Origin of the sequence: Anaerococcus groningensis, from assembly GCF_046365465.1 — a bacterium.
GTDB classification, from domain to species: Bacteria; Bacillota; Clostridia; order Tissierellales; family Peptoniphilaceae; genus Anaerococcus; species Anaerococcus groningensis.
Map to the genome: position 1 here is coordinate 97,958 of NZ_JBGMEG010000003.1, position 18,570 is coordinate 116,527.

Sequence of the window (18,570 nt, forward strand, 5' to 3'; positions counted from 1 at the left end):
TGAACAACATGATTTGGTAATGAGGTTTAGGAATGTAAGACTTACAAGTAAATCTTTTGACTAGATAAGCTCCACTAACTTTGGATATTTATTCCTATAAGTAGAAAGATAGTGGGAAAGCTTTGAAAAAGCATTTACCTACAAATTCTTTGATTTTTTGCAATGGAGAGATCTTTCTTCAAATTAAATTTTATTTAAAACTGTTTAAATTTATTAAATTGTAAAATTAAAAGAGGTAGATTCCCCCACCTTTTACCCTATTCCACACGCTTGCTTAGCCAAACCATCTGCTCTATCGTTGTATTCATCATTGGAATGTCCTTTTACTTTTACAAAGTCTATTTCTATATTTTTTTTAGCATCTTCTATAAACTTTTTATAGGACTTGGTCAAATCATTATTGGCTTTCCAGTCTCCCGTTGCCCATGATGCTATACCTTGGTAGTCATGATAGATTACTATTTGGCTTTTTTTATCTTCTATGGCCTTTGCTATGGCTAGTTCACTCGCTTTTACTTCTCCTGCTACATTTCTGTGAGTGTGGTACTCATCATCGAAGGACTTCATTAGTTCTAACTCATCGCCTTCTGTTATGTAAACCACTCCTGCTCCATATACTTTTAATTTTTGATTATAGGAGCCATCTACATAGGCTATAACTGCATTTTCGCCTATTTCTATTTCATCTTTTATCCCTGTCATAAACTCATTGGCTTCTTCTAGGGTCTTAAATGATTTATAAATAGCTCCACTAAAGCCTTTTACTTCTTCTAAGCAAGAATCCCAGGATGTATATATCCCAGGATTTCTGCCTTTTTTTACTGCATAATATTTCATAGGGTTTCTTTATTAGCCCAATAGGTCACCTCACCTGGGCCAACCGTAAATACTCCATTTCCTTCTTCATCGATTACTATATCTTCATTTTTACCTGAAAGATCCACATAGGTTGCTCCTGCCTCAGCTTCTCCTACATGCATTTGTTTTTCTGCCATATCTCTTATAGAAATTAAAACTGCTAATGGTTTATGGTCTTCATCCCCACGTCTTACCCAGCCAATTACTGCTGGGTCATCAAAATAATCATCTTGCTCGCCATAATTATAATTTTTGCGAACTTTTATCATATTATTTATCATCTCATCAAGGGAATCTGTTTTCACTGGCCCACAAAGTCCATAATAATCTCCAGTAAATACACATGGGTAGCCATCTTTTCTAAATAAAATTAGGGAATAGGCTATTTCCTTAAACCATTCTTCTACCCACGATTCTAAACCTTGGCCTGGTTGGCTATCGTGGTTATCTACAAAAGTTACGGCTTGCTCTGGGAAATCTTTTACGATTGTATTATCAAATATTTTTCTCATATCGTAATTGCCCATAGACTTGCTGGCTTCTTCCATGTGAAAATGTAAAGGGACATCAAACAAATCTACTTGGTAAGATGTGGATTCTAAATATTCTGCCATGGCTTCTTTAGAATATTGCCAAAATTCTCCAAATAAATAAAAATTATCAATGCCACGCTCATCAATTATATGGTAAGATAAGTCGTTGATAAATTCTTCTGATATATGTTTTAAGGCATCGTAACGAAAACCATCTACCTTAGTTTCATCTATAAACCAATCTGCCCAATTAAATAATTCTTCGCGTACCTCTGGGTGTTTGTGGTCGATATCATTATTCATAAGATAATCAAAATTACCTTTTTCATTGGAAACGTCATCATCCCAGTATTTACCTTCTCCAACTATTCTATAAACTGCTGAGGTTTCTGATAAGGCATCGTAATCTACACCTGTAAAATGGTACCAATGCCACTGCATATTAGAATATTTGCCATCTCTACCAGCAAATGTGAAATGAGTCCATGCTTCTATCTCTGTTTCTTCACCCACATCATCGGTACGGTTATTTTGATCCACCATTATGGCTTTGAATTTTTCTTTTTCATCACCATTGCCTTTATGGTTTAAAACCACATCAGCATAGCATTTTATTCCTGCCTGATGAAGGGCATCTATGGCCTCGTGGAGTTCTTCTTTGCTTCCGTATTTAGTTCTTATAGTTCCCTTTTGGTCAAATTCTCCCAAATCCCATAGGTCATAGGCCCCGTATCCTACATCCATGTCAGATCCACCCTTAGTCATTGGTGGTAACCATAGAGCATCTATACCATTTTCTTTTAATTTTTGTGCGTTTTTAGTTAAATTTTTATAAAAACTGCCATCGGCTGGGGTATCCCATTCAAAGGATTGCATCATTACTTCATTTGCCATAACTTTACCTATTTACAAATATCTATAGACTTACTAGCACCTATTCTTGTTGCACCATTTTCTACCATTTCTAGGGCTTCTTCTTTAGAATGAATACCACCACTTGCTTTTACCCCTATATCTGGCCCAACTGTTTTTCTCATAAGGTCAATATCTTCTGCTGTTGCTCCTCCAGTTGAAAATCCTGTTGATGTTTTTACAAATTCTGCGCCAGCTTCGACTGCAAGCTCACAAGCCTTTACGATTTCTTCTTCTGTTAATAAACAAGTTTCGATAATTACTTTTAAAATATTATTTCCACAAGCTTCTTTTACTGCCTTAATATCTTCTAGGACATAGTCATAGTCTCCTTCTTTTAGGCGACCTATTTCTATAACCATATCAATCTCACTTGCTCCATCTTCGATAGCACATTTTGTTTCATAGGCCTTGGCACGAGTTGCCATTGCTCCTAGTGGAAAACCTACTACTGTTGCTATAGTTACTTGGTCATTGTATTCTTTGATAAATTTTACAAAAGATGAGTTTACACACACACTAAAAAAGTCATGTTCAATTGCTTCATCTACTAATTTTTTTATATCTGCTGTTGTTGCATCAGCCTTTAAATTTGTATGATCAATTAATCTATTTAATTGCATTTAATTCTCCTTATAAGAAATCATAGCTAGGGTAATGTCATCTTGTTGCTCACCCCAGGTAAAGTCATCTATCTCTTTATAAACCTTATTTAAATCTTTATGGTTGCTAAAAGAATCTTCTAATCTTTGCAAACCAAATTCATTTTTATTTTCATCAGTAGCTTCTATAGCTCCATCTGTGAAAAATAATATTTTATCACCATGTTCAACTATAGTACTAAGTTCGTTATATACATCTGGCTCTATTATATTTGAAATCATTCTGCCATTTGCATGCAAGTACTCACATTCTCCAGATTTTTTCTTATATATCATAGGTGGGCAATTATGACCAGCATTTGAATAAGTTAAAGAATGATCTTTAAAATCAAATATACCCAGCCAAGCCGTAAAATACTGAGATGAATCCATTTCTAACTCATAAAATCTTTTGCGCAATTTTAAAAGAGCTTGGGAAGGTGAAAAGTCTGGATATTTATCAAAAATTGAAAAAATAGATACTTTTATGAACATAGTCATTATAGAAGATTTTACCCCATGTCCCATAACATCAGCTATGTAGAAAGCATATTTATCATCATCTATTTTTACTATATCATATAGGTCTCCCGAAACATTTTCACTAGGATTATAAATACCTGATAAATCTATATTTCCATAAACCCTATCCTTAGGTAGGATAGATGATTGGACTTTTCTTACAAATCTTATATCATCAAGCATCGACCTATTAGCATCAAAAAGTTCAATTTTCATCATAGTTTCGCGAGTAATGTCTCGAAATACTTCTATAATGCCCCTATAGCTATCATCTATAAATATAGGAGAGGCTTTGATGCTGTAATATTTATTAGAAATTAATTTTTCTTCGACAACGGTTGTATCTCTTATAGCTTCATTTTCGGAAGTTAAATTTAGGGGTAGATTTTCATTTAGATATATCTCTAAATCTGGGGACTTGGCTTTGGCTTCTCTTAAAGATTGGTTAATGAAAATATTTTTTCCATCAGGGCCCACTATGCGCACCCAATCATCCATTGAATTGAATATTGTGAAATTTGATTCGTTTAGTTTATCCGCGAGTGCTTTTCCCATATAATCCGTTCCTTTTTTGAAAATCTAAATTACTTATTAATAACTATATCATTTTATTATTTAATTGGCAAATATTTTCACTAGTTACAAAGCTTGAAATTTTAACGTTTATTTGCAATATTTTATATAATAGGAAACCTGAATTTATCCTTATTGTAAAAACTTTAATATCAAAAGGTTACTTATTTTCGACAAAAAATAGAGTTTAAGATAAAGATATCCTTATCTTAAACTCTTTTATAAGCAAATTTATTATTTAAAATCAAATTTACTAGAACCATCTAAGGCTGCACCATTTACATATTTTTCATCTATACCAAAGAAATATGTGCAAACAAAACCTCCGATATATCCAGCTATTAATCCTAAAATATAACCTAGCCATTTGTTATTATAAATTAATGGTATAAGAGCAAGTCCAGATGGGCCAATAGCTGTTGATCCTACACCACCAATTGCTCCGATTACTGCTCCACCGATTCCACCGCCTATGCAAGCTGTAATAAAGGCTTTGCCCATAGGTAGGGTTAGAGCATAAATAAGTGGTTCACCAATTCCTAAAAATCCTACAGGCAGTCCACCTTTGGCAATAGTTGTAATTTGTTTATTTTTTCTACATTTTACAAGGATTGCTAGGGCAGCCCCTACTTGACCAGCTCCAGCCATAGCAAGGATTGGTAAAAGATATGTTGCTCCTTGTTGTTCTATCATTGCAACATGGATTGGCGTTAAAATTTGGTGTAAACCAAGCATAACCATTGGTAGGAATAAAGCTCCTAGTATAAATCCTGAAATAGCTCCACCAAGATTGATTACTCCATCAATAAATCCTATTAGAGCATTTGAAATAAGCCCTGCAAATGGCATTATTATAAACATGGTCAAAAGTCCCACTGCAAGTAATGAAAGCATTGGTACCAAAATAATATCAAAAGAATCTGGAATTACTCTGTGTAGGGCATTTTCAATTTTACTTAGTAAATAAACTGAAATTAAAACTCCTATTACCCCACCTTGTCCTGCTGCTAGCGGTGTGCCTAAAAATATGTTGTTTATTGGCATATCTGGATTCATTCCTGCTAGATAAACCATACCACCAACTACACCACCGAGTCCTTCATTAGCTCCAAATACCTTTGCAGCATTAATTCCTATAAAAATATTTAGATAAGCATATAGGCCGCCTTTCATTACATTTAATACTTGGATTAAATTTGTAACATTATCTCCACTAATTGTACCTGCAGTTAGCATATTTGATAAAACAGATGCTATTCCACCAATAAGACCTGCTCCAACAAATGCTGGGATAAGTGGTACAAATATGGAGGCTATGGCTGCTGTAAATTTCTTAAATCCACTTTGTTTTTGTTTTGACTTATATGCTTCTTTATTCTCTTTTGTAGTTCTTTCTAATCTTTCTTTGTCAGTTTCGTAAGTTTGACCTTCACTTTTTCCTATTTCTTCAGATAATTTTGTATTAGAAATTTCTGCCATAGCTTTGGCAACCTTTTCACTTTTACCAGGTCCTAATACTACTTGGATTTGATCTCCGCTAACTACACCCATTACTCCTTCACGGGTTTTTATTTTTTCATAGTCTACTTTGCTATCATCTCTTACTTTTACTCTGACCCTTGTCATACAATTAATAACTTCGATAAGGTTGCTATCGCCCCCAAAGTCATCGATTAATAATTTTGCTAAATTATTATTGTCCATTTATAAATCCTCTCTTATAAATCCTTTATTTTTCTCCAAGATTTCACTTGCCTTTTCATAGTCTACATCTTTTGTAGCCATGATTATAGCTAATTTTACATTATTATCAGCTTCTTTTAGTAACTTATTTGATTTTTCATAATCACATCCACTTATTTCGCTGATAATTTTTGTAGCCCTATCTACCAGTTTTTCATTTGTAGGTCTAACATCTACCATTAGATTATCATAAACTTTTCCTATTTTTATCATGGCAGTTGTAGTAATCATATTTAAAACTAGTTTGGTTGCTGTACCTGCTTTCATACGAGTAGAGCCACTTAAAACTTCTGCTCCTGTTTTAATTTCTATTGGAAAATCAGCATAGGAAGAAATTTTTGCATTTTCATTGCAGGCTATAGATCCTGTTTTTGCACCAATTTTTCTAGCATATTCTATGGCTCCTATGGAATATGGGGTTCTTCCACTAGCAGCAATACCTATTACAAAATCGTTTGCTGTAAGTCCTTCTTTTTCTAAATCAATCCTAGCCGCATCTGTTGAGTCTTCTGCATTTTCAATAGGATTTCTTAAGGCATCATCACCGCCAGCTATAAGACCTGTTACCATTTTTGGATCTACAGAAAAAGTTGGTACTGTTTCTGATGCATCTAAAACTCCTAGTCTACCGCTAGTGCCAGCTCCTAGATAAAATAACCTGCCACCGTTATCAAATGTTTTTATAACTTCATTAACCAAAGGCTCTATTTGGTCCATAGCCTCATTTACTTTTATAGCTATTTGTTGGTCTTCTTGGTTAATAATTTCTAGGATTTCTCTGCTAGTTTTCAAATCTAAATCATAGCTATTTGGATTTCTATCTTCTGTAGAACTCAATTTTATCTCCTCCTCTTATATAATCGATTATGTTTTCATAATTTTTATCAATCCTGCCGATTATATTTCTCTCTTGGCTTGTATTTAAGTCTTTTTTTATTATTTCAATCTCTCCAGCATATCGTCCTGAAAGATCATTTAAAATTACAACATCTCCGCGTTTTATCATTTGAGGATTTGAAGGTGTAATTTCTTTTTTATCTCTTTCATTTCTTATAAGATAATCACTTATATCTGGCCTTACCTTTATGCCATCTAGATTCTTATACTCATCTTTAAAGGTAGCTGGTAAAGTTAAAATATTTTGTTTTGCAAACTTTATAATATATTCTTTATCAGCATTTAGGGTATCTTCTGCCAATAAAATTAAATCCAAGTCAAATTTTCTTTGTAATTTTACAAAAACTTGGTAGGGATTTTTATACCTATCTTCTTCTAGAGTAGGCAATCCCTTATAAACCGGTCCGCGCAATTGTCCGTTGCCTGGAAGAAAGGCACCAACTTTCATACCAAAATCTTTTATCATTTTATTTTGACTTACAAAAAAATCTTCAGCCAGACCGCTATATTCTAGAGGATAATAGTTATGAATTGCTGTTATTTTTTCTAAGTTTACATTTGATTTTTTTAACTCATTTAAAAAACCTAGTGTAACTGTTGAGGCATTTATAGCTAAGTCAGTTTTTTTAGAAAGTTTTGCTATTTCTTCAAAAGAAAAACCAAAATCCAACCTAAGTATAAGACCCATTTCTAAAAGTTTTGGATAAGTTTTTAAAGTTTCATTATTTATATCGACACAAATTCTAATATTATTTGCTGAACACAACTCATAAAGTTTTAAAAATTCTTTATAGCTTTCATCACTTGCTGGATAGTGTAAAGAGGTGAAAACTAAGTCAAAATCTTTATTATTGCCTATAATTTTCTTAAAATCAATTTTTTCTTCAAAATATAATGAAAATCCAATCATTTATTTATCCTTTAACTTGCTTGTGAGCTCTTTTGAAGCTTTCATATTTTTTAAAACTAGATCCATATTGTTTGCTACATAGCTATAATATAGTATATCTGTGATAATTTGAGATGAAAATCGAGATGATACAGCACCAAATCTCATTTCTTTCTCAATGGCTGGTATAAGCAAAACCTCATCTGAAGATCTAGCCAGAAGATTATTTACAGATTTTGTTATACTAATAACTGTAGCTCCTACTTTTTTTGCAAAGTCTACAGATAATAAAATTTCTTTAGTAACCCCAGAATAACTAATGCATACCAAGACATCTTCTTTTTTTATATTTGTCAAAAGAGCCATATTAGTATGAGCATCTTTTTGGTAGAAAGCACTCTTTCCAGCCCTTTGAAGCTTATACAAAAAATCTTCACATACAAGACCTGAGCTTCCAACACCTGCTAGATAAATGGAATTGTTTTTATTAATTATATTACAAGCACTATACAAAACATTTGTATCTAATAGGGCATAAGTCTTATCAACGGCTGTCAAAACATTGCTTTTACTCTTTTCTATTATCTGGCTGATACTATCACCTGCTGCAATAACTTCATCTTTTAAAAACTCATTATCAACTTCCAGGCTTTTTGCAACATCTACTTTTAAATCGACATATCCCTTATAGCCAATTTTTTTTACAAATCTAATTATGGCAGACTGGGATGTATTAATAGCTTCAGCTAATTTTAAGGTATTGCTACTAACAATTTCTTGTGGGTGATTTATAATATAATCTGCAATTTTTTTATCAGATGGAGTAAACTCACTTCTTGATTGATTAATTTTTATTAAATAATCCATACTCACCTCATTGATGAAAAGCTTTTCTTACCCTTTATTATATATTATTAAATAAAAAATTCAACATATTTATATTATTTTTGAATATTTATTTTATTATTTCTATTACTTCATTTAAATCAGATGCTTCACTGTCAGCATCAAAGTCTTTATCAAAGTTTGAATCATGGATTATAATATAGTCCATACCACTTGCTTTTGCAGCTTTGTAGCCGTTGTAAGAATCTTCTAAGATGAGGGCTTCTTCTTTTTTGTATCCAGCTTGGGTTAAAGCTTCTAAAAATATATCTGGATTTGGTTTACCATTTTTAATTTCGTGACCTGATACGATAAATTTAAAGTAATGGTCTATATTTTGATTTTTCAATAGATATGAAATTTTTTCACGAGAACTTGATGATGCTACAACAGCTTCTATATTATTTTCTTTTAAAAATTCTAATAAATTTATTAATCCTTCTTTCTTTAAATCACCTTTAAAGTTTAAAAAATATTCTCTCCTATATTCTTCCAAGTTTTCACGTAATTCTTTTGCCTTTTGTTCACTTCCTAGTTCTTTGGCCAGAATATTTCTTATGGTTGGCCCATTCATACCAGCAAGTAATTTTCTTTTTTCATTGTTATATTCAAAACCATATTCTTCGCTAAATTTAAACCAAGATTCATAGTAGAACTTCTCAGTATCTAGCATAAGTCCATCCATATCAAATATTATTAATTTATAGTTCAATGTTTCCTCCTTTTACTATTACCTAGATTTTTACCCTAAAATTTTCAAACAAAAAAGCACCTTTGTGCGTTCGCAAAGATGCTAGAAGTTTTTATAAAATTTATTAATCATTTAAACTTATTTTAGTTGTCTAGTACTTATAAGGGTTATCATTAAACAAGTTCTAAGATAGCTCTTTCTGAACCGTCTCCTCTTCTTGGACCCATTTTAAGTACTCTTGTGTAACCACCGTTACGTTCTTCATATTCTGGTGCTATTTCATCAAATAGTCTTTGAACTGTAGATGGTTTGTAAATGTAGGCTGCTGCTTGTCTTCTTGCTTGAAGTGATCCATCTTTGCCAAGTGTGATCATTTTTTCAGCCATTTTTTGTGTTTCTTTTGCTCTGGTAACTGTAGTTTCAATTCTACCGTTATCGAATAAAGAAGTCACTTGGTTTCTTAGCATGGCATTTCTATGGTCAGTTCTTCTGCCAAGTTTTCTTTTATTAGCCATTTTTACCTCCTATTCGTCTGCTAGACTTAGTCCCATATCATGGACTTTGTCTTTTACTTCTTCTAATGATTTTTTACCAAAATTCTTGATTGTTTTTAGTTCTGCTTCAGATTTTTCTACTATATCACCAACTGTATCAAAGCCTGCTCTTTTTAGACAGTTAAATGAACGTAGGGATAGGTCCATTTCTTCGATAGTTTTCTCAAGCATTTGGTCTGTGTTATCTTCAATAACTTCTTCTACTTCTTCGACTCTATCATCCTCTTCAACGAAAGAAACATTTGGTAGGTCTTTAAAGTATTTAAAGTCATTAATAAGTACATTTGCTCCTTCTGATAGAGCTTCTTGTGGTGATATGGTTCCATTTGTCCATACTTCTATGATTAATTTATCAAAATCAGTAGCTTCTCCCACTCTTGTATTTTCTACATAGTAGTTTACTTTTTCTACTGGTGTAAATGATGAGTCAATAGCAATTGTACCTATAGGATCTGAATCAGATTTATTTTGGTCTGCTAATTGGTATCCCTTGCCGTTTGTAACTTCAAGTGAGATAAATAGATTTGCTTTATCATTTACTGTTGCAATGTAATGATCTGGGTTTGCAATTTCAATGGAGCTATCTTTACTTATATCCTTAGCTGTTACTATTTTAGGTCCTTCTATTTCTAAAAATAGGGTAACATCTTCATCACCTTGTTTTTTGATATCTAGACCTTTGATATTTAATATTATTTCAGGAACGTCTTCTACTACTCCATCTATAGTGGAAAATTCATGAAGGACTCCTTCGATAAGAATTTTTGAGACGCTAGAACCAGGTAAGGATGAAAGTAGCACCCTTCTCATACTGTTTCCAATGGTTGTACCATAGCCTCGTTCGAGTGGATATAGGGCAAACTTGCCGTAATGATCGCCTTCGTTTATATCAAGTATTTCTATATTTGTATCTAATTTTTCGATCATGGTAACTCCTTAGTTCTAACTTTTTAGTTCTTAATTATTTAGAGTAGAACTCTACGATCATACGTTCTTCTACTGGGATATCAATTTCTTCTCTTGTTGGAAGTCTATCAATAGTTACTTTTAAGTTTTCTAAATCAGAACTCATCCAATCAACTACTCCAAATGTAGCATTTGTTTCTTTAATTGTTTTGAATAATTCTTTATTTCTAGATTTTTCACGTACTTCAATTACATCGCCAACTTCTACTAAATATGATGGGATGTCTACTTGTTTACCATTTACTAATAAGTGTCCGTGAGTTACAATTTGTCTTGCTTCTCTTCTTGTTCTTGCAAGGCCTGATCTAAATGCAATATTATCAAGTCTTCTTTCGCAAAGAACGATTAATTGTTCACCTGTTTGTCCTGGCATTTTAGTAGCTTTTTCGTAGTAGCTTCTAAATTGTTTTTCAGACATGCCGTAGATGAATTTAGCTTTTTGTTTTTCTCTTTGTTGCATACCGTAATCTGACATTTTTCCACGTCTTTGTGGTAATTGTCTTTTTGATTCACCTGTATAACCTAGGTATGCTGGAGAAATTCCTAAAGCTCTTGCTCTTTTATAAACTGGATCTTTTGATACTGCCATAATTTCTCCTTATTAAACTCTTCTTCTTTTTGGTGGTCTACATCCATTGTGAGGAATTGGTGTAACATCTTTAATCATTGTTACTTCAAGTCCTGCAGCTTGTAAGCTTCTAATAGCTGATTCACGTCCGCTACCTGGGCCTTTTACGTATACTTCTACTGTTTTTAGACCTTGATCAATAGCTTTTTTTGCAGCTGTTTCTGCTGCTTCTTGTGCAGCAAATGGTGTAGATTTTCTGCTTCCTCTAAATCCTAATTGACCAGCTGAAGCCCATGATAATGCATTACCTTGCATATCAGTGATTGTTACCATTGTATTGTTAAATGTTGAGTTAATGTGAGCTTGGCCACGTTCAACATTTTTTTTGACTCTTCTTCTTTTAGAAGTGTGTTTGCCTTTAGTTGCCATTTATTCTCCTTAACCCCTTCTACCTTTTCTGGTTCTTGCGTTGTTTTTTGTGTTTTGTCCTCTTACTGGTAGGCCTGCTTTGTGTCTATTTCCTCTATATGAGTTGATTTCACGAAGTGCTCTAATATTCATAGATGTTTCACGACGTAAATCACCTTCGATTGTATAGTTGTTTAATTGTTCACGTAATTGACCTAGTTCTTCTTCAGTAAGATCTTTCATTTTTGTATCAGGGTTGATTCCTGTATTTTTTAATATTTCGTTAGCAGTTGCACGACCGATACCGTAAATATAAGTAAGGCCTATTTCTGCTCTTTTTTCTCTAGGTAAATCTATACCAGCTAATCTTGGCATTAAACCCTCCTAACCTTGTCTTTGTTTGTGTTTTGGATTATCGCAAATTACCATAACTTTACCGTTTCTTTTGATAATTTTGCATTTATCGCACATTTTTTTAACTGATGCTCTGACTTTCATTCATTTCTCCTTGTCTTTATTCGACTTCTTTTTTAATCCCTATGGGGTTAATCCTCTCGAAGTCCTTTTCAAGGCCTTCTCGCTTAGTTTTTCGGACTCACTCTGTTCGTCTCGAAAATGAAAAATCTTTTTGATTTTTCACCCAAGATGATGGGACTATTTCTTCCTCCAAGTAATTCTTCCTTGGCTAAGGTCATATGGAGATAGTTCTACTGTAACTTTATCTCCTTCTAGTATTCTTATGCTGTTCATACGTAGTTTACCAGATAGATGGGCTTGAATTTCGTGTCCATTATCTAGCTCTACTTTAAATATTGCATTTGGGAGTACTTCTTTTACTACTCCTGTAACTTCTATAGCATCTTTTTTTGACATATATAGAACCTCCTTATCTTATCTAATATGTCCTTAAACGTCGATCTCTTTTATAAGACATATTGGCCTAAAGAGATTCTTTATTTTCTCTTATTTTAACCATAAATTAGTTAAGTTCTCCTAATTTATCGTTAAATTCTTTAAATATTTCATCAACAGTTTGTGTGCCGTCAATACTCTTTAATATACCTTTATTTGTGTAATAATCAATGAGTACGGCGGTTTGTTCATTGTAAACATCGATTCTATTTTTAACTGTTTCTAGCTCATCATCTTTTCTGTGGATTAGTGGTGTACCACATTTATCACAGATGCCTTCCACATTTGGCGGATGGTTTTCTATGTGATATGTTGCTCCACATTCTGGACATACACGCCTACCTGTTGTTCTTTTAATAAGTGTATCATAGTCTACATCAAGGTAGATTACACCATCTATTTTTTGGTTTCTATCTTCCATTCCATCATCAAGTGATTTTGCTTGGTTTAATGTTCTTGGAAAACCATCAAATAGTACTAGTAAATCGTCTTCTTCTAATTTATCGAAATAATCCCAGAGTAGGTCGATGGTTACTTCATCTGGAACAAGTTCTCCCTTGTCCATGTATCCTTTTGCTTTTACTCCTAGAGGAGTTTCATTTTTGATATTGTATCTAAAAATGTCTCCTGTAGAAATTTGAACCGCATTTAAGTTTTCTAAAATTTTTTTTGCAAGTGTACCCTTACCTGCTCCTGGGGGTCCTAACAATATAATATTCATCATTTACCTATTTAAAAACCCTTTGTATTGCTTCATTGTCATCATTGCTTCTAGTTGTTTGATTGTCTCTATTATTACTCCTACTACGATGATTACTGATGAACCACCAAATGATAGGGATAGTCCTAATAGTTTTGATGCAATTGCTGGAATGATTGTTAATAGAGCTAAAGCAATTGATCCTATAAATGTTATTCTTGTTGCAACTTTTCCTAGATATTCACTAGTTGGTTTTCCTGGTCTGATACCTGGAATAAATCCACCATTTTGTTGCAATTGTTTTGCATATTCTACAGTATTAAATTGGATTTGATTATAGAAGTATGCAAAGATTAGAATTAATGCTGATTGGATTACTAAATATAGGATAAATCCTCCAGTTGTATTTTGGAAGAAGTTTGTTATCCCACTTTCTCCACCATTTCCAAAGAAAAGACTAACTGTTGATGGTATAGCTAGTACTGCTGATGCAAATACTATTGGCATTACTCCACCCATGTTTACTTTTACTGGTATGTGAGTAGATTGACCACCATACATCTTACGTCCTACAACTCTTTTTGCATATTGGACTGGTATTTTTCTTTCACCTTCAGATATTAGCACTACTGCAATTACTATTAAGATTATTAATATAACCATAATTATAATTGGTAGATAGCTTATTAATCCGTAGCGAACTTGATCTTGCCATCTAGATATAGTTTTTGGAAATGATGCTATAATACCCATAAAGATTAAAAGGCTTGTACCATTACCAATACCTTTTTCTGTTATGGTTTCACCCATCCAAGTTACAAACATCGTTCCTCCGATAAGGATTATATTCATAACGAATTTTTGAAATGTTGTTGCATTAGATAGGGCTGCTCCATACAAACCATTTGTTACAGCTACTGCTTGGAATATTGCAAGAATGATTGTCATATACCTAGTATATTTTTGTATTTGCTTACGTCCTTGCTCACCTTCACGTGTCAATTCTTCTAGTCTAGGTATTACAACTGTTAAAAGCTGCATTACGATACTAGATGTAATGTATGGCTGTACCCCTAGGGCAAAGATTGAAAGGGTTGATAGTCCACCACCTGTTAACATATTTAGGTAGTCAACTAGGGTTCCTTCCACAGATGAGTAAGCATTTCTAAGAGTTTCTTGATCAATAAATGGTATTGGAATATTATTTCCTAATCTATATATAACTAGCATTAGGATAGTAAACCAAAACTTTTTCTTAACCTCTGGCTCTCTTGATGCTTTTTTTATTGTTTCTAACATTGCTCACCTTCTTAGTTTTCTTCAGTAGTATCTTTCTTAGATGGTTTTACCCATTTTTTAACTTCTATTTCTTCAACTGATCCACCAGCTGCTTCGATTTTTTCGCGAGCAGATGCTGTGAATTTGTGAGCTTTTACTGTAAGTTTTGATGTAAGTTCTCCATCACCAAGGATTTTAACTCCATCTTTAGCTTTGTTCTTATTTAAAATTTTATTTTCAAATAGTAATTCCGGTGTTACTTCTGTACCGTCTTCAAAGATGTTTAATGTTTCAACATTGATAACTTCATATTGTTTTTTGTTGATGTTGTTAAATCCTCTTTTTGGAAGACGTCTGTATAGTGGCATTTGTCCACCTTCGAAACCTGGTCTTACGCCACCGCCGCTTCTTGAGTTTTGACCATCTTGACCACGACCTGCACGTGTACCATTTCCAGAACCTGGACCCCTACCTTTTCTTTTTCTCTTTTTTAGAGGCTCATTAGGTTGTAATTCATGTAATTTCATCTTACACTCCTAGTTTAATTCTTTTACTTCTAGCATAAATGGAATTTTATTAATCATTCCTCTTACTGCTGGATTATCTTCTTTTACAACGCTTTGGCCGATTTTTTTAAGTCCAAGGGCTTTAGCTGTTGCAATTTGATCATCTTTTTTACCGATAAAAGATCTTTTAAGTTTGATTTCTAATTGTGCCATACTCTCTCCTTAATAATCGAATTCTTCTACCGATTTACCACGAAGTTTAGCAACTTCTTCAACAGTTTTCATGTTTGAGAATGCTTCTACACATGCATTGATGATATTTCTAGGATTATTTGATCCTAGGTTTTTAGCTCTGATGTCTTTGTAACCTGCAAGTTCACAAATAGCACGCACTGGACCACCAGCGATAACTCCTGTACCTTCTAGGGCAGGCATTAGTAAAACATGTCCAGCACCTTTTACTCCTTCAACTCTGTGAGGAATTGTTGTTCCTACTAGTGGAACGCGGATCATGTGTTTTTTAGCATCTTCTGTTGCTTTTCTAATTGCTTCTGGTACTTCTGTAGCTTTTCCTGTTCCAACTCCAACTACTCCGTTAGAATCTCCTACTACAACAAGTGCTGAGAATCTCATGTTACGTCCACCTTTTACAGTTTTTGCAACTCTGTTTATAGCAACTACTCTATCTTCGAGGTTGAGTTTTTCTACTTCACTTCTTAATAAATAATTCATCCTTAACCTCCTATTAAAACTTAAGACCAGCTTCTCTTGCTGCTTCTGCTAAAGCTTTAACTTTTCCATGGTAAATATTACCATTTCTATCAAAAGCAACTTCTGTTATTCCAGCTTCGTTTGCTTTTTTAGCAATAGCTTCTCCTACTTTGCTTGCAGCTTCTGCATTTGATGTATTATCAAGACCTTCTGCAACTTCTTTTTGTAGGGTATTTGCGCTTGCAAGAGTTACTCCATTTACATCATCAATAATTTGTGCGTAAATGTTAGCATTTGACTTGTATACGGAAAGTCTTGGTCTTTGAGGAGTACCGCTGATTTTTGCTCTAACTCTTTTTTTACGAGTTTGAAGTCTTTGTCTTTTATTATCTTTAGCCATTTATATCTCCTACTTACCTGTTTTACCGACTTTACGTCTTACATATTCGCCTTCATATTTGATACCTTTACCTTTATATGGTTCTGGTTTTCTCCATTTTCTAATGTTAGCTGCATGTAAGCCTACTAATTGTTTATCAATTCCTTTTACAATTATTGTTCTGTCATTTGGAACTTCAGTTTCGATACCTTCAGGATCTTCCATAGTTACTTGGTGTGAAAAACCAAGGTTCATAACTAGGTTATTTCCTTGTTTTTGTGCTCTGTAACCTGTACCTTCTATTTGAAGGGTTTTGCTAAATCCTTCGGTAACACCTTGTACCATATTTGCAATAAGTGATCTAAATAAACCATGGTCTATGTTTTGTTGTTTTGTATAATTTTCTGGAATGTTAATTAGTAGTTGGTTATCTTCTTCTACTATTTCAATTGTTTTTGGAAAATCTTGAGTTAAATTTCCTTTTGGACCTTCAACTCTGATGTTTTGTCCATCAATTACAACTGAAACTCCATTTGGTATTTCAATTGGTTGTTTACCTATTCTTGACATATATTTCTCCTTACCATACGTAACAAATAACTTCGCCACCGATGTTTTCACTTCTTGCAGCTTTGTCAGTTAAAAGTCCTTTTGATGTTGAAATAATTGCTGTTCCAAGACCGTTTAGTACTTTTGGTACTTCGTTTGCTTTTACGTAAACTCTAAGGCCTGGTTTACTTATTCTTCTTAGTCCTGAGATTACTTTCTCACCGTTTTCAGTATATTTTAAGTCTATTGTAAGAATTCCTTGTTTGTTGTCTTCTTCAACATTAAATCCGTTTATGAAGCCTTCATCAAGAAGAATTTGTGCAATAGCTTTCTTTTCATTAGAAGATGGTAAGCTTACTTGTTTATGATTAGCTTTTACTGCATTTCTAATTCTTGTTAGCATATCCGCAATTGGATCTGTCATCATAATTAATATCCTCCCTAATTACCAGCTTGCTTTTCTTACTCCTGGAATTTTTCCTTCATTTGCTAGTTCTCTAAAGCAAATACGGCAAATTCCATATTTTCTAAGGTAACCATGTGGTCTACCACAAATTTTACATCTGTTGTATTCTTGTGTTGAATATTTGTGATGCTTCTTTTGTTTAGCTATCATTGACTTTTTAGCCATCGTTACTCCTTTATTTTGTAAATGGCATTCCCATTAATTGTAAGAATGCTTTAGCTTCTTCGTCTGTTTGTGCTGTAGTAACTATAGTAATATCCATCCCATGTAGGAAATCTACATCATCATATTTGATTTCTGGGAATATTAATTGTTCTTTGATTCCTAGTGAATAGTTTCCACGTCCATCAAATGAGTTTGGATTAATTCCTCTAAAGTCTCTAACACGTGGTAGAGAGATTGAGATTAGTTTATCTAGGAAATCATACATTTTTTGGCGTCTTAATGTAACTTTTGTACCAATAGGTTGTCCTTCTCTAAGTTTAAAGTTAGCTACTGATTTTTTAGCTTTTACTTCTATTGGTTGTTGACCTGTGATTAGTGCAAGTTCGTTTTTAACTGAATTTAAAAGGTTTTGGTTATCTTTTGCTTCTCCAAGACCAACGTTAATTACGATCTTTTCAAGTTTTGGAACTTGCATTACATTTTCATAGCCAAATTGTTCTATTAATGCTTGTACTACTTCATTTTCGTATTTTTCTTTTAGTCTACTGTTTGCCATAATGTCTCCTTAAACTCAATCGAATTTTTCGTTTGTTTTATGGCTTACTCTGATTTTTCTGCCATCTTCAAGTACTTTGTTTGTTCTTACACCTTTTTTAAGTTCTTCTGAATATAAAAGTACTTTTGAAGCATCAATTGGGCATTCTTTTTCGATTCTGCCGCTTTCTTCACCCATTTGAGTTGCTCTTTGGTGTTTAACACGAACATTAGCACCTTCAACTATAACTTTATTTTCTTTTGGATAAGCTTCTAAAACTTCTCCAACATGACCCTTGTATGAGCCTGATATTATTTGAACTTTATCGCCTTTTTTAACGTGCATAACTTCCTCCTATAGTACTTCTGGAGCTAGGGATATAATTCTCATGAATCCTTCCCCTCTTAGTTCTCTAGTTACTGGTCCAAATATACGGGTTCCTACTGGTGATTTATCTTCTTTTATGATTACTGCTGCGTTTTCATCAAAGTTGATTTTTGAACCGTCGTTTCTTTTTAAGCCTCTTTTGCTTCTTACGATTACTGCTTTTACAACGTCACCTTTTTTTACCGCTCCGCCGGGTGTTGCACTTTTAACTGAACAAGTTACAACATCACCTATATTTGCATATCTAATTCCAGTTCCGCCTAGAACTTTGATTACTTGTAATTCACGTGCTCCGGAGTTATCTGCAACTCTCATGCGAGTTTCTTGTTGTATCATGAATAT

At 33.4% G+C, this 18,570-nt stretch carries 28 protein-coding genes; all 28 read right to left on the minus strand.

Going from position 1 to position 18,570, the window contains the following annotated elements:
* Positions 1 to 252 precede the first annotated feature (252 nt).
* Complete coding sequence (locus tag AB9Q04_RS01990) at positions 253 to 837, minus strand: ribonuclease H1 domain-containing protein (RefSeq protein ID WP_410023713.1); 585 nt, start codon at positions 835 to 837, stop codon at positions 253 to 255.
* Complete coding sequence (locus tag AB9Q04_RS01995) at positions 834 to 2,285, minus strand: alpha-amylase (RefSeq protein ID WP_410023714.1); 1,452 nt, start codon at positions 2,283 to 2,285, stop codon at positions 834 to 836. The genes AB9Q04_RS01990 and AB9Q04_RS01995 overlap by 4 nt, the downstream gene beginning before the upstream one ends.
* An 8-nt stretch (positions 2,286 to 2,293) precedes the next feature.
* Positions 2,294 to 2,926 carry a deoxyribose-phosphate aldolase gene (gene deoC, locus AB9Q04_RS02000; RefSeq protein WP_410023715.1) on the minus strand — a complete coding sequence of 211 codons (633 nt, stop codon included), beginning with the start codon at positions 2,924 to 2,926 and terminating at the stop codon, positions 2,294 to 2,296.
* On the minus strand, positions 2,927 to 4,021 hold the full coding sequence (locus AB9Q04_RS02005) for a SpoIIE family protein phosphatase (RefSeq protein ID WP_410023716.1): 1,095 nt from the start codon (positions 4,019 to 4,021) through the stop codon (positions 2,927 to 2,929).
* A gap of 252 nt (positions 4,022 to 4,273) precedes the next feature.
* On the minus strand, positions 4,274 to 5,743 hold the full coding sequence (locus tag AB9Q04_RS02010) for a PTS transporter subunit EIIC (protein ID WP_410023717.1): 1,470 nt from the start codon (positions 5,741 to 5,743) through the stop codon (positions 4,274 to 4,276).
* Positions 5,744 to 6,619, minus strand: coding sequence for an N-acetylmuramic acid 6-phosphate etherase (murQ, locus tag AB9Q04_RS02015; protein ID WP_410023718.1), 876 nt, complete (start codon positions 6,617 to 6,619; stop codon positions 5,744 to 5,746).
* Positions 6,600 to 7,589, minus strand: coding sequence for a MupG family TIM beta-alpha barrel fold protein (locus AB9Q04_RS02020; RefSeq protein ID WP_410023719.1), 990 nt, complete (start codon positions 7,587 to 7,589; stop codon positions 6,600 to 6,602). The genes murQ and AB9Q04_RS02020 overlap by 20 nt, the downstream gene beginning before the upstream one ends.
* Positions 7,590 to 8,435, minus strand: coding sequence for a MurR/RpiR family transcriptional regulator (locus AB9Q04_RS02025; protein ID WP_410023720.1), 846 nt, complete (start codon positions 8,433 to 8,435; stop codon positions 7,590 to 7,592).
* An 88-nt stretch (positions 8,436 to 8,523) separates the two neighbouring features.
* Complete coding sequence (locus AB9Q04_RS02030; protein WP_394010620.1) at positions 8,524 to 9,165, minus strand: HAD family hydrolase; 642 nt, start codon at positions 9,163 to 9,165, stop codon at positions 8,524 to 8,526.
* Between the two features lie 152 nt (positions 9,166 to 9,317).
* The gene (gene rplQ, locus AB9Q04_RS02035) at positions 9,318 to 9,659 is read right to left on the minus strand and encodes a 50S ribosomal protein L17 (RefSeq protein WP_394010621.1); all 342 of its coding nucleotides are present in this window, start codon (positions 9,657 to 9,659) and stop codon (positions 9,318 to 9,320) included.
* Between the two features lie 9 nt (positions 9,660 to 9,668).
* Positions 9,669 to 10,625, minus strand: a complete 957-nt coding sequence (locus AB9Q04_RS02040) for a DNA-directed RNA polymerase subunit alpha (protein ID WP_410023721.1) — start codon at positions 10,623 to 10,625, stop codon at positions 9,669 to 9,671.
* A 34-nt stretch (positions 10,626 to 10,659) separates the two neighbouring features.
* A complete protein-coding gene (gene rpsD, locus AB9Q04_RS02045) occupies positions 10,660 to 11,253 on the minus strand; it encodes a 30S ribosomal protein S4 (protein WP_410023722.1) in 594 nt (197 codons plus the stop codon).
* Positions 11,254 to 11,265: 12 nt separating this feature from the next.
* Positions 11,266 to 11,661: a 30S ribosomal protein S11 gene (gene rpsK, locus AB9Q04_RS02050; RefSeq protein WP_410023723.1), complete on the minus strand. Its 396-nt coding sequence runs from the start codon at positions 11,659 to 11,661 to the stop codon at positions 11,266 to 11,268.
* A gap of 9 nt (positions 11,662 to 11,670) precedes the next feature.
* Positions 11,671 to 12,015: a 30S ribosomal protein S13 gene (gene rpsM / locus AB9Q04_RS02055; RefSeq protein ID WP_410023724.1), complete on the minus strand. Its 345-nt coding sequence runs from the start codon at positions 12,013 to 12,015 to the stop codon at positions 11,671 to 11,673.
* Positions 12,016 to 12,024: 9 nt separating this feature from the next.
* Complete coding sequence (gene rpmJ, locus AB9Q04_RS02060) at positions 12,025 to 12,138, minus strand: 50S ribosomal protein L36 (protein ID WP_101539529.1); 114 nt, start codon at positions 12,136 to 12,138, stop codon at positions 12,025 to 12,027.
* Between the two features lie 156 nt (positions 12,139 to 12,294).
* Entirely contained in the window at positions 12,295 to 12,513 is a 219-nt protein-coding gene (gene infA / locus AB9Q04_RS02065; RefSeq protein WP_410023725.1) for a translation initiation factor IF-1, read from the minus strand.
* A gap of 106 nt (positions 12,514 to 12,619) precedes the next feature.
* Entirely contained in the window at positions 12,620 to 13,273 is a 654-nt protein-coding gene (locus AB9Q04_RS02070; RefSeq protein WP_410023919.1) for an adenylate kinase, read from the minus strand.
* A 3-nt stretch (positions 13,274 to 13,276) separates the two neighbouring features.
* The gene (gene secY / locus AB9Q04_RS02075) at positions 13,277 to 14,551 is read right to left on the minus strand and encodes a preprotein translocase subunit SecY (RefSeq protein ID WP_410023726.1); all 1,275 of its coding nucleotides are present in this window, start codon (positions 14,549 to 14,551) and stop codon (positions 13,277 to 13,279) included.
* Between the two features lie 11 nt (positions 14,552 to 14,562).
* Complete coding sequence (gene rplO, locus AB9Q04_RS02080) at positions 14,563 to 15,057, minus strand: 50S ribosomal protein L15 (RefSeq protein ID WP_410023727.1); 495 nt, start codon at positions 15,055 to 15,057, stop codon at positions 14,563 to 14,565.
* A 9-nt stretch (positions 15,058 to 15,066) separates the two neighbouring features.
* Positions 15,067 to 15,249: a 50S ribosomal protein L30 gene (gene rpmD / locus AB9Q04_RS02085; protein ID WP_410023728.1), complete on the minus strand. Its 183-nt coding sequence runs from the start codon at positions 15,247 to 15,249 to the stop codon at positions 15,067 to 15,069.
* Positions 15,250 to 15,258: 9 nt separating this feature from the next.
* Positions 15,259 to 15,768: a 30S ribosomal protein S5 gene (gene rpsE / locus AB9Q04_RS02090; RefSeq protein WP_410023729.1), complete on the minus strand. Its 510-nt coding sequence runs from the start codon at positions 15,766 to 15,768 to the stop codon at positions 15,259 to 15,261.
* 13 nt (positions 15,769 to 15,781) lie between these two features.
* The gene (gene rplR / locus AB9Q04_RS02095; RefSeq protein WP_410023730.1) at positions 15,782 to 16,147 is read right to left on the minus strand and encodes a 50S ribosomal protein L18; all 366 of its coding nucleotides are present in this window, start codon (positions 16,145 to 16,147) and stop codon (positions 15,782 to 15,784) included.
* Between the two features lie 9 nt (positions 16,148 to 16,156).
* Complete coding sequence (gene rplF / locus AB9Q04_RS02100) at positions 16,157 to 16,696, minus strand: 50S ribosomal protein L6 (protein WP_410023731.1); 540 nt, start codon at positions 16,694 to 16,696, stop codon at positions 16,157 to 16,159.
* A 10-nt stretch (positions 16,697 to 16,706) separates the two neighbouring features.
* Positions 16,707 to 17,102, minus strand: coding sequence for a 30S ribosomal protein S8 (rpsH, locus tag AB9Q04_RS02105; protein WP_101539538.1), 396 nt, complete (start codon positions 17,100 to 17,102; stop codon positions 16,707 to 16,709).
* An 18-nt stretch (positions 17,103 to 17,120) separates the two neighbouring features.
* Positions 17,121 to 17,306 carry a type Z 30S ribosomal protein S14 gene (locus AB9Q04_RS02110; protein ID WP_410023732.1) on the minus strand — a complete coding sequence of 62 codons (186 nt, stop codon included), beginning with the start codon at positions 17,304 to 17,306 and terminating at the stop codon, positions 17,121 to 17,123.
* Positions 17,307 to 17,316: 10 nt separating this feature from the next.
* A complete protein-coding gene (gene rplE / locus AB9Q04_RS02115) occupies positions 17,317 to 17,862 on the minus strand; it encodes a 50S ribosomal protein L5 (RefSeq protein WP_410023733.1) in 546 nt (181 codons plus the stop codon).
* A 15-nt stretch (positions 17,863 to 17,877) separates the two neighbouring features.
* Positions 17,878 to 18,186, minus strand: a complete 309-nt coding sequence (rplX, locus tag AB9Q04_RS02120; protein WP_410023734.1) for a 50S ribosomal protein L24 — start codon at positions 18,184 to 18,186, stop codon at positions 17,878 to 17,880.
* Positions 18,187 to 18,195: 9 nt separating this feature from the next.
* Positions 18,196 to 18,564, minus strand: a complete 369-nt coding sequence (gene rplN / locus AB9Q04_RS02125) for a 50S ribosomal protein L14 (protein WP_394010635.1) — start codon at positions 18,562 to 18,564, stop codon at positions 18,196 to 18,198.
* Positions 18,565 to 18,570: the final 6 nt, after the last annotated feature.

Excerpts from the sequence above, each read along its gene's own strand:
- AB9Q04_RS01990 (WP_410023713.1), bottom strand. The coding sequence starts at position 837 with ATGAAATATTATGCAGTAAAAAAAGGCAGAAATCCTGGGATATATACA.
- AB9Q04_RS01995 (WP_410023714.1), bottom strand. The coding sequence starts at position 2,285 with ATGGCAAATGAAGTAATGATGCAATCCTTTGAATGGGATACCCCAGCC.
- deoC (WP_410023715.1), bottom strand. The coding sequence starts at position 2,926 with ATGCAATTAAATAGATTAATTGATCATACAAATTTAAAGGCTGATGCA.
- AB9Q04_RS02005 (WP_410023716.1), bottom strand. The coding sequence starts at position 4,021 with ATGGGAAAAGCACTCGCGGATAAACTAAACGAATCAAATTTCACAATA.
- AB9Q04_RS02010 (WP_410023717.1), bottom strand. The coding sequence starts at position 5,743 with ATGGACAATAATAATTTAGCAAAATTATTAATCGATGACTTTGGGGGC.
- AB9Q04_RS02020 (WP_410023719.1), bottom strand. The coding sequence starts at position 7,589 with ATGATTGGATTTTCATTATATTTTGAAGAAAAAATTGATTTTAAGAAA.
- AB9Q04_RS02025 (WP_410023720.1), bottom strand. The coding sequence starts at position 8,435 with ATGGATTATTTAATAAAAATTAATCAATCAAGAAGTGAGTTTACTCCA.
- rplQ (WP_394010621.1), bottom strand. The coding sequence starts at position 9,659 with ATGGCTAATAAAAGAAAACTTGGCAGAAGAACTGACCATAGAAATGCC.
- AB9Q04_RS02040 (WP_410023721.1), bottom strand. The coding sequence starts at position 10,625 with ATGATCGAAAAATTAGATACAAATATAGAAATACTTGATATAAACGAA.
- rpsD (WP_410023722.1), bottom strand. The coding sequence starts at position 11,253 with ATGGCAGTATCAAAAGATCCAGTTTATAAAAGAGCAAGAGCTTTAGGA.
- rpsK (WP_410023723.1), bottom strand. The coding sequence starts at position 11,661 with ATGGCAACTAAAGGCAAACACACTTCTAAAAGAAGAAGAGTCAAAAAA.
- rpsM (WP_410023724.1), bottom strand. The coding sequence starts at position 12,015 with ATGCCAAGATTAGCTGGTATAGATTTACCTAGAGAAAAAAGAGCAGAA.
- rpmJ (WP_101539529.1), bottom strand. The coding sequence starts at position 12,138 with ATGAAAGTCAGAGCATCAGTTAAAAAAATGTGCGATAAATGCAAAATT.
- infA (WP_410023725.1), bottom strand. The coding sequence starts at position 12,513 with ATGTCAAAAAAAGATGCTATAGAAGTTACAGGAGTAGTAAAAGAAGTA.
- AB9Q04_RS02070 (WP_410023919.1), bottom strand. The coding sequence starts at position 13,273 with ATGAATATTATATTGTTAGGACCCCCAGGAGCAGGTAAGGGTACACTT.
- secY (WP_410023726.1), bottom strand. The coding sequence starts at position 14,551 with ATGTTAGAAACAATAAAAAAAGCATCAAGAGAGCCAGAGGTTAAGAAA.
- rplO (WP_410023727.1), bottom strand. The coding sequence starts at position 15,057 with ATGAAATTACATGAATTACAACCTAATGAGCCTCTAAAAAAGAGAAAA.
- rpmD (WP_410023728.1), bottom strand. The coding sequence starts at position 15,249 with ATGGCACAATTAGAAATCAAACTTAAAAGATCTTTTATCGGTAAAAAA.
- rpsE (WP_410023729.1), bottom strand. The coding sequence starts at position 15,768 with ATGAATTATTTATTAAGAAGTGAAGTAGAAAAACTCAACCTCGAAGAT.
- rplR (WP_410023730.1), bottom strand. The coding sequence starts at position 16,147 with ATGGCTAAAGATAATAAAAGACAAAGACTTCAAACTCGTAAAAAAAGA.
- rplF (WP_410023731.1), bottom strand. The coding sequence starts at position 16,696 with ATGTCAAGAATAGGTAAACAACCAATTGAAATACCAAATGGAGTTTCA.
- rpsH (WP_101539538.1), bottom strand. The coding sequence starts at position 17,102 with ATGATGACAGATCCAATTGCGGATATGCTAACAAGAATTAGAAATGCA.
- AB9Q04_RS02110 (WP_410023732.1), bottom strand. The coding sequence starts at position 17,306 with ATGGCTAAAAAGTCAATGATAGCTAAACAAAAGAAGCATCACAAATAT.
- rplE (WP_410023733.1), bottom strand. The coding sequence starts at position 17,862 with ATGGCAAACAGTAGACTAAAAGAAAAATACGAAAATGAAGTAGTACAA.
- rplX (WP_410023734.1), bottom strand. The coding sequence starts at position 18,186 with ATGCACGTTAAAAAAGGCGATAAAGTTCAAATAATATCAGGCTCATAC.
- rplN (WP_394010635.1), bottom strand. The coding sequence starts at position 18,564 with ATGATACAACAAGAAACTCGCATGAGAGTTGCAGATAACTCCGGAGCA.